This is a genomic window from Limnospira sp., from assembly GCF_051859755.1.
Lineage (GTDB): Bacteria > Cyanobacteriota > Cyanobacteriia > Cyanobacteriales > Microcoleaceae > Limnospira > Limnospira fusiformis.
The window spans coordinates 1-8,667 of the sequence record NZ_JBIMLI010000170.1 but is presented as its reverse complement, the minus strand read 5'-3'; the positions used below and the strand labels follow the sequence as shown (position 1 = coordinate 8,667).

Genomic DNA, 8,667 nt, shown 5'->3' with positions numbered 1-8,667 from the left:
GAATCTTTCTAAAAGCTTTGCGGGATACCGCCTCTGTTGCCTTAACGGGTAATAGTGCTATCGTCGCATTGTCAGGCAATAGCCGGATAAATGTCGCGTAAATGTATCAGCGTCAATTGCTCAACCTCCTGGGAAATCATGATCTTCCCATTTATGTTAAGTTTTGTAACAAATTTTAATTAATGTTAAAAATTCGCCCGATTCGAGGCAGGGGACTTGACTTTTGCCTGGGCTTCATGGTATATTCTATATAATAGAGATATATGCTTTTTGTTCTGGGATAGACATATTACCATTATCTAACTATACATCTATCATAGCATTCCTCGCCGTCCCTGTCAACCTCTATTCTTTCCGCGCGAGGGTTGGTTAATTGAATAAAAAATCAAGTTATTCTTGAGCGCCAGCGGCTCTCAACAGCTTAACAATTTCGTGATGTCGGTTAAATTCGGCTAACATTAAAGCTGTACAACCCCCACGATGTTTAAGATTAATATTTGCACCGCGTTCAATGAGCAATTGAACTGCGAACTGATGACCACGATGAGCCGCCCACATCAAAGCTGTAGCTCCCTTTTCGTCCTGAAGATTCAGGTCAATTGGGGTAAGAAGTAGCCGTTCAATAATCGCCACATTTCCCACTTCAGCGGCGGTCATCAAGGGAGTTTTACCGCCTTCTGTAGTCAGATGAATATCGGCACCACTATTAAGCAGGATTTGTACAGCGTTTAAATCTCCCTGTCGGATAGCCAAAGAAAGAGGAGTTTCGCCACTAATTTTAGCATTAAGAAGAGCATCACGGCGATCGCGAGAAATACGAGGAACTAACAGAGTCATAATTTCACTATGTCCCTGGATAGCTGCCAACATCAGGGGGACATCGCCGAAGCGATTAACCGCGTGAACATCAGCACCCCAACCCAATAGGAGTTTCACCATATCCTGGTGTCCTTCTAGGACAGCCAAATGTAGAGCAGTTTCACCATCGCGATCGCCAGTATAAATATCAGCCCCAGCTTTAAGCAAGGCACTAGCGATAGATAATTGACCCTGAGCCGCCGCCGCCATGAGAGCGGTGCTACCATCGCTATTGCGGGCATTAACATTAGCCCCAGCTCGGATCAATAATTCTACCATTTGCCAATCTCCCCTATCAGTAGCCACCATAAGGGGAGTTTCCCCAGACTCATTACAGACATTGACATTTAAACCCATGTCCAGCCAGGTGGGGAGACCTTCAGGGCGACCAGAGGCAACCACCGGAAATAATATGCTCGAATCAGGTAATGGCTCTAAGGTAGCCCCAGCTTCCCGGAGGTCTTCAGCAATTTCGAGATGGTTTTGTGATAGGGCTAATTTCCAGGCTGTATCGCCGGAGCGATCGATGACATTAACATCAGCCCCATGGTGGCATAGCAATTTTACCATAGAGCGATCGCCCATCTGGGTAGCAGCCATGAGAGCCGTGCTACCGTCCTCATTTTGAGCATTGACATTAGCGCCGCTTTGTAGTAGAAAACGAGCGCAATCAAGTTGAGCATGAGCCGCCGCCACCATAAGGGCCGTGATACCATAGCGGCGACTAGCATAATTAACATCAGCTCCCCGTTGCACCAACACCCGCAAAATCTCCAAGTATCCTGCCTGTGCTGCGAACATTAACACCGTAACACCATCGCGATCTTTAGCGTTAGCATTTCCCCCCTTAGCCAGGAGAGCGCGGGTGTTAATTAAATTACCCGTCTTAACCGCTCTAAGTAAGGTAGTGTCCCGCTGTGTTGTTGAACCCATGAAATGTTTTTCTCATCCCACTCGTTGGTTGGAGGACAGAACTACGATGACTCCATAATAGAGAACCCCGCAGTTGCCAATTGCATCTTCGCAGGATCTATCAAAAACAGTCAATCTTTTTAGCCCATAACATAAGCAAATTCCCACAGCCGGAAGATATCACAAACACAACTGATCGGTAATATGCTAAGTTTTATTAAGGTTTCATCATTTTACCGATTCGGAGAACACTATGGATCTGCCAATTCCAGATACTATCAAACCCTACCTGAATTTTATTCACCCAGCGATTATGTGGGTGTTGTTAGCGCTAACAATTTACGCAATGTACCTAGGGGTGCAAATTCGGCGCACCAGGTCATCCGAGGGGGAACAGAAAAAAGAACTGATCAAGGGAAAATTCAATAGCAAACACTATCAAGTCGGGTCGCTGATCCTGGCTTTGATGGTGCTAGGCTCTATTGGTGGAATGAGTGTCACCTATATCAACAACCATAAATTATTTGTGGGTCCTCATCTCCTAGTAGGATTAGGGATGACTGGAATGGTGGCGGTTTCAGCTTCTCTGAGTCCCCTGATGCAAAAGGGGGTTAATTGGGCGCGATATACTCATATCGGCTTGAACACAGTATTGTTAGGACTGTTTTTATGGCAAGCCCTAACAGGGGTAGAAATCCTGCAACGGATTATCAGCAATATGTAGTTTGACACTCCCCGCGCTAAAGCGACGGGGATTCTTCACTCAACGAGCCAACTTGCTCAGACAGGATTGCTCCAGCCAAAGTAGAGGTCGATTCTCCTGAAGCGTTGCTTGCGTCTAGCGCCAAAGTTCCGGTATGCCCTACCGTACTCAATCCCCGACTAAGGATGTTTCTCGCTGCATTATAGTCCCTGTCCATCACACATCCACATCGACAAACATGAGTTCGAGTGGATAAAGTCTTCTGCACAATGACACCGCAGCGAGAGCATTCCTGGCTTGTCCTGTGGGGTGGAACAGCAATAGTGCTCTTGCCGAACACCTTGCCCAAATATTCCAACCACACCCTAAACTGATACCAGGAAGCGTCGCTAATCGATTTAGCAAGGCTGTGATTTCGCACCATATTCCTGATTCTCAAATCTTCATAGGCTACCAAGTCGTTAGACTGGATTACGCATCTTGCCAACTTCACAGCCAAATCTTTACGCTGCCTACTTATCTTGAGATGGCGCTTGCCTAGAACCACCTTGGCCTTGGCTCGATTCTGACCCCCTTTCTTCCTTCTGGAAACAGTGCGCTGCGACTGCTTTAGTCGTGATTCACTTTTCCTGAGATGCCGGGGGTTTCCAACTGTTTCACCGTTGCTATCGGTGTAGAACTCTTTGAGTCCAACATCCAAGCCGATGGCTCGACCAGAGGGTTCAACAAATTCAGTCCGTTCTACACGAATACAGAACTGAACATAGTAGCCATCGGCTCTTTTGACGAGGCGAACTCGCTTAATCTGCTCTATTGGATAGAAATGCAGATCACGAGTGCCTTTGAGCTTTAGTCTACCAATGCCCTTCTTGTCGGTGAAGGTGATTGCCTTGCGATTCGAGTCTAACTTCCACCCAGAGGTTTTGTACTCTACCGAGCGGTTATTTTTCTTAAAAGAGGGAAACCCTTTCTTTCCGGGGATACCCTTCTTGCAGTTTTCGTAGAATCGAGAGATTGCACTCCAGGCTCTTTCTGCGGATGCTTGCCGAGCCATGCTGTTGAGTTCAGCAGCAAAAGGGAATTCCTTAGCAAGTTGAGCACATAGCTTTTGCAGGTCGTTCTGTCCAGTTCCCTGGTTGTCCATCCAATAACGGATGGCTTGGTTTCGGATGAACTGAACTGTTCTCACCGCCTCGTCTATGGCGCTGAATTGCTGGGGTTTTCCGTAGGCTTTGAACTCTAGTACAGTTAAACTAAGCCGGGTAGTCGCCCACCCGACTCGTCTCCAAAACCGGACTTGAGACTTTAACCTCATCCGGCTCCTCGATAACTTGGCTCTTGTCATGAGAACCGTGACTACCATCTAAGGCCGTCTTAACGTCGTGACAGTGACGGTGAAGAAGTTGGAGGTTCTTGTATGTATCCTTTCCGCCTTTCGACTTAGGGATGATGTGGTCGATTTCCATCACGTCTTCTTCCCGGAATGTTAGTCCGCAGTGGGCGCACTTCCCTTTTTGTTTCTTCAAGAGCTTTGACACCCTTGTAGGAATTCCTGGTTGTTTGCCCATTCTTGTACTCCAGTATTTAAGATTACCGTCGTATGGACTGGCTTCGCCTTTGACCTTGGTGTGGTGGATAATTGGTGTTTCTGCATGGCTTCGTAACTGCATCGGGTTTGACTCCGTGCGAGTCGCGAAAGCCCAATTTCTACTTCCAATCTTCCGCCAATATTTCCGAGCTACCCATTTCCCAGTCTTATTTGAGTGTCTTCTTTTTCCCCATCTGGCTAATTTCCAATAGAGGAGTTCGTCCAATTGGGAGAATATTTGTTTTGACACCGCAGTTGAGTAGTAGTTACTCCATCCCCTGATGACCGGATTAAGGTGCCTAATTAGCCCCTCTTGTGGTGCGACGATGTGAGAATCTACTATCTGTTTCAATTTCTGGTAATGGGACTTGACAGCCTTCTTGCTGGGTTTGATGATGGTTTTGAATCCTAGAGGCTCATTATGGGTATTCTTCCCGGTTTTGTATTTGCCAACTTTATGTTGTCGGATGTTAAAACCGAGAAAATCGAATCCCGGGTTATCACACTCTTGAGTGTGAGTGATATGAGTTTTTTTCCTCTTTGAGTTCTAATCCCATCCCTTTCAACCATTCCTGGATGTGGTCACGACATTTCTCGATTACCCCAAGGTTTTCGTGAATGATAACGAAGTCATCTGCGTATCTGATTAAGGATACTGCTCGTCTTCGATTGGTACGACTACCTTTTCCAGGTAGTTGTTCCACTAATTCCTTGATGCTCTCTTCCATGCCGTGGAGGGCAATATTTGCCAGTAGGGGACTTATTACGCCTCCCTGTGGTGTCCCCTCATCGGTCGGGAATAGCTGTCCAGAATCTATTACCCCAGCTTTTAACCATGCCCGGATTTGTCGTCTGATGGCGGGTATCGTTTCGAGCTTGTCCAATAGTTTGCCATGGTCAATCCTGTCAAAGCATTTAGCAATGTCGGCGTCTAATACCCATTTAGGTTTGCACCTAATGGCATTGAATATTGCCCCGATTGCGTCCTGACAAGACCTACCTGGTCTGAACCCGTATGAGTTAGGTTCAAATTTGGCTTCCCATTGGGGTTCGAGTGCCATTTTGACTAAGGCTTGTAATGCGCGGTCGTATATTGTGGGTATTCCTAATGGTCTCTTTTCGTCTCTTCCCGGTTTGGGAATCCATACCCGACGTGCGGGTTTGGCTTTTGAGTTGAGCTTCAATTGACCTACAAGGCGCATACGTGCTTTTGGGGATAGGGATTTAACCCCATCCACTCCTGCCGTCTTTTTGCCTTGATTATCTTGTGTAACCCGACGAGCCGCTAACATTCTGGCTGACCAGCTCTTCAGCAGTAACTTTTGGAGTCCGCGAACTGTTTTGATGTCACCACGACGTTCGGCTTGATGAATCCGTTTTTGCAGGCGGAAGACTCGACGTTCGATTGATTTCCAATCAACATCTTGCCATTCCAGCACCACCGTATTGTTTCCAATCGTTTTGGGCATTTCCATGCTACTAAGGCTCCATCTTCCAAGTTATCGTGAGTCCGTCAGCATATCCTGGGCATTACCCCAGACATTCGCTTCTGACTCAATCCTTCCTCACGTTGGCTTGCGGATGGTTTCCTACTCAGGATTTCGACCTTATTCCTGAGAGCAACAACGGAGGTTACTTCGTTCCAGATATCGATTGATTGTGCCTTTAGGATGCCACTTTACGCCGGGTTTATTTGGGTGTATGAGAGGTCTGTATGATATCAGCCTCCCCTTTATCCTTTAGCCATTTTGGCTCCTGCGTGTCAGTCTAATTTTCGCAGGTTTATAGTAACGACGCTTTCGGACGTGACTTCGTTTTCTATCCATGGACACTTGCTCAAGAGGGCGCCCGTTTAGACCCAGGCTTACTCCCTTTCATCCCCGCTTCACAGGTTGATGACCAGTCGCTACTGTGGGGGACGTGCTTTCACGCGATACACCTCGCGGGATGGACTTTCACCACCATCGATATCTAGTTGTCAAGGTTCAATGCCCTTTGGGGGCTGTGTTCCTTGCCCTGCCTACGTTTCAGGAATTTTCCTTCTACTTTTGGCGGGAACGAATCGCACATCATGGCTATATCCATGCACACAATATAAGCCGTCTTGGCAGGACGGCGACTCAAGTCGCCGTGTCGTCTTTCATCCCCGCGCTAAAGCGACGGCGCTTTCAGACTCCCGCACTATTGTCGTAATGTCATGTGCATCTATCATACCATCAACCATGAATATGTCAATTAGCCCATCAAACTCCCTTTTAGTTACAGTTTGTTCACCAGTCGCTTAATATATTGCCCTCACCCTAAATCTGGATCCCATAGAGGGAGAGGGACTTTGAGAGGTGATCAGATGATTTCTGAACAGGCTGTAACTTGGCAACCACTGCCAATTTAGGGGGCTGGCTAACCCCTAAAATGGGAAAAGGTTAACAAACTTCAACTCAAGGCCATGACAACTTTTACCATCTTAGACTGGACTCTGGGCTTGTTCCTGGCGGGAATGACCCTATTATTTATTTTCCGCATTGTTTTGACCTGGTATCCCCAAGCCGAGTTAAATCAGTTTCCGTTTAATCTGATTTTCTGGCCAACGGAACCCTTTTTAGCCATCACCCGCAAAGTGATTCCCCCTTTGGGAGGCGTGGATATTACCCCGGTGATTTGGGTAGGGATTTTTAGCCTCCTGCGGGAATTGTTACTGGGACAACAGGGAATTCTGAGAATGATTGTTTAACGAGAAGGCAAATTTTTGTTCATCCACTGTTCCACAAAATTGGTGTAAACCTTACCCTCGAGAAACTCCGGGGTTTCCATAATTTTCTGATGAAAACTGATGGTTGTGGGAACTCCGGTAATAGCAAATTCACGCAAAGCGCGTTTCATCCTTACTATAGCCGCTGCCCGGTCAGGACCCCAGACAATTAGCTTACCAATGAGAGAATCGTAATAGGGGGGAATCTCATAATCGGTGTACACATGGGAATCAATCCTGACCCCATTACCCCCCGGTGGAAGATAGCCGCTGATGCGTCCGGGGTGTGGTCTAAAGTTGCGATCTGGATCTTCCGCATTAATCCGACATTCGATCGCATGACCCCTAAGCTGAATTTGATCTTGGGTGAGATGCAATTTTTGTCCTTGGGCGATGCGGATCTGTTGGGCGATTAAATCTAGCCCCGTTATCATTTCTGTTACCGGGTGTTCTACCTGGATACGGGTATTCATTTCCATAAAGTAGAACTTCCCATGGCGATCGAGTAAAAATTCTACTGTTCCCGCCCCGGTATAGTTAATTGATGCGGCTGCTTTCACCGCCGCCTCTCCCATTTTTCGCCGGAGTTCAGGATTTAAAGCCGGACTGGGCGCTTCTTCCAGTAGCTTTTGATGTCGTCGCTGAATTGAACAGTCCCTTTCCCCTAGGTGAATCACATTCCCAAATCCATCGGCTAAAATCTGAAATTCAATATGGCGGGGACACTCGATAAATTTCTCGATATATAAGCCTGGGTTTCCAAAGGCTGCTTCTGCTTCTCCTTGGGCGGCGGAAAATAGTTTCGGGAGTTCCTCGGCGCTTCGGACCAGTCGCATTCCCCGACCTCCTCCCCCGGCGGTGGCTTTGATAATTACTGGATAGCCAATTTTTTGGGCTATTTTTTGGGCAGCTTTGTCATTGGTGACTAAGCCTTCACTACCGGGAATGGTGGGAACACCGAAACGCTGCATGGTTTCTTTGGCTGTGGACTTATCTCCCATTGACCTAATCGCCTCCGGGGTTGGACCGATAAAGGCGATGTCGTGGTCAGCACAAATTTCCGCAAATCTGGCATTTTCCGCTAAAAAACCATAGCCAGGATGAATGGCGGTGGCGTTCCGGGTTAGGGCTGCGGAGATGATGTTGGGGATGTTTAGATAACTTTTGCTGCTACTGGGTTCGCCTATGCAAACAGCTTCGTCGGCTAACTGGACGTGCAAGGCATGGCGATCTACAGTGGAGTGGACGGCCACTGTGGCAATCCCCATTTCTTCACAACTTCGGAGAATCCGTAGGGCAATTTCCCCACGATTGGCAATCAGGATCTTTGAAAACCGCATTTTCGGTGGTGTTCGGGCAATAATCAGTTAGGATATGTTATTTTGGGACTTTGTGGAAGATACTACCCAAATTTGTTGGCAAAAAAAGTTTGGCAATTTTGGAGTTTGGTGCTACAATGGTAAATTAGCACACCGATGGGAAAAATCATTCCTAGTCCTCGGTTGTCTTCTGCGGATGTGGCGGAATTGGTATACGCGCACGTTTGAGGGGCGTGTGGCTTTGCCTTGCGAGTTCGAGTCTCGCCATCCGCATTTTACTTAAACCCCTATCCTGACTACTATCGCGGGAATTCACTTAACCCGATAGTCGTATCGTCACACTCAATATGCACTCCATTCAGTCTTAGTATACGGGACGATTGGTGCATATCCTTTAGCAACAAATCTTAATTATTGACGGGTTAATCAATAAACACAACTTAATCAATCTGTCAAATATCCATACCTCCCCCCAACCAAACACCGATAGGGTAACTCCCTTGTGATACCCGTCAATGGCAAGCCTATCGGTTCGTTC

General features: G+C 47.2%; 5 protein-coding genes, 1 tRNA gene and 1 pseudogene. 3 read left to right on the top strand and 4 right to left on the bottom strand.

Annotated elements, in window-relative coordinates; all coding sequences use genetic code 11:
* Nucleotides 1-390: 390 nt before the first annotated feature.
* A complete protein-coding gene (locus ACTIE0_RS21140) occupies nt 391-1,791 on the bottom strand; it encodes an ankyrin repeat domain-containing protein (RefSeq protein WP_006625798.1) in 1,401 nt (466 codons plus the stop codon).
* Nucleotides 1,792-2,023: 232 nt separating this feature from the next.
* Between ACTIE0_RS21140 and ACTIE0_RS21135 the strand changes: the two genes are divergently transcribed.
* Complete coding sequence (locus tag ACTIE0_RS21135; RefSeq protein ID WP_006619778.1) at nt 2,024-2,494, top strand: DUF4079 domain-containing protein; 471 nt, start codon at nt 2,024-2,026, stop codon at nt 2,492-2,494.
* Nucleotides 2,495-2,510: 16 nt separating this feature from the next.
* Here ACTIE0_RS21135 and ACTIE0_RS21130 read toward each other — a convergent pair whose 3' ends face one another.
* Both ACTIE0_RS21130 and ltrA read right to left on the bottom strand, forming a co-directional pair.
* On the bottom strand, nt 2,511-3,836 hold the full coding sequence (locus tag ACTIE0_RS21130) for an RNA-guided endonuclease InsQ/TnpB family protein (protein ID WP_006624881.1): 1,326 nt from the start codon (nt 3,834-3,836) through the stop codon (nt 2,511-2,513).
* Nucleotides 3,727-5,530 (bottom strand): annotated as a pseudogene (gene ltrA / locus ACTIE0_RS21125) (group II intron reverse transcriptase/maturase). The gene ACTIE0_RS21130 and the pseudogene ltrA overlap by 110 nt, the downstream one beginning before the upstream one ends.
* Nucleotides 5,531-6,507: 977 nt before the next feature.
* Between ltrA and ACTIE0_RS21120 the strand changes: the two are divergent.
* Complete coding sequence (locus tag ACTIE0_RS21120) at nt 6,508-6,792, top strand: YggT family protein (protein ID WP_006624885.1); 285 nt, start codon at nt 6,508-6,510, stop codon at nt 6,790-6,792.
* Here the strand turns inward: ACTIE0_RS21120 and accC are convergent.
* Nucleotides 6,789-8,150 (bottom strand): acetyl-CoA carboxylase biotin carboxylase subunit, encoded by a 1,362-nt coding sequence (gene accC, locus ACTIE0_RS21115; RefSeq protein ID WP_006668217.1) that lies wholly within the window; start codon nt 8,148-8,150, stop codon nt 6,789-6,791. The genes ACTIE0_RS21120 and accC overlap by 4 nt on opposite strands.
* A gap of 171 nt (nt 8,151-8,321) precedes the next feature.
* Here accC and ACTIE0_RS21110 point away from each other — a divergent pair.
* Nucleotides 8,322-8,402, top strand: a tRNA-Leu gene (locus tag ACTIE0_RS21110).
* Nucleotides 8,403-8,667: the final 265 nt, after the last annotated feature.

Coding starts and splice junctions, on each gene's coding strand:
- ACTIE0_RS21130 (WP_006624881.1), bottom strand. CDS start 3,836: ATGGTAGTCACGGTTCTCATGACAAGAGCCAAGTTATCGAGGAGCCGG.
- ACTIE0_RS21140 (WP_006625798.1), bottom strand. CDS start 1,791: ATGGGTTCAACAACACAGCGGGACACTACCTTACTTAGAGCGGTTAAG.
- accC (WP_006668217.1), bottom strand. CDS start 8,150: ATGCGGTTTTCAAAGATCCTGATTGCCAATCGTGGGGAAATTGCCCTA.
- ACTIE0_RS21120 (WP_006624885.1), top strand. CDS start 6,508: ATGACAACTTTTACCATCTTAGACTGGACTCTGGGCTTGTTCCTGGCG.
- ACTIE0_RS21135 (WP_006619778.1), top strand. CDS start 2,024: ATGGATCTGCCAATTCCAGATACTATCAAACCCTACCTGAATTTTATT.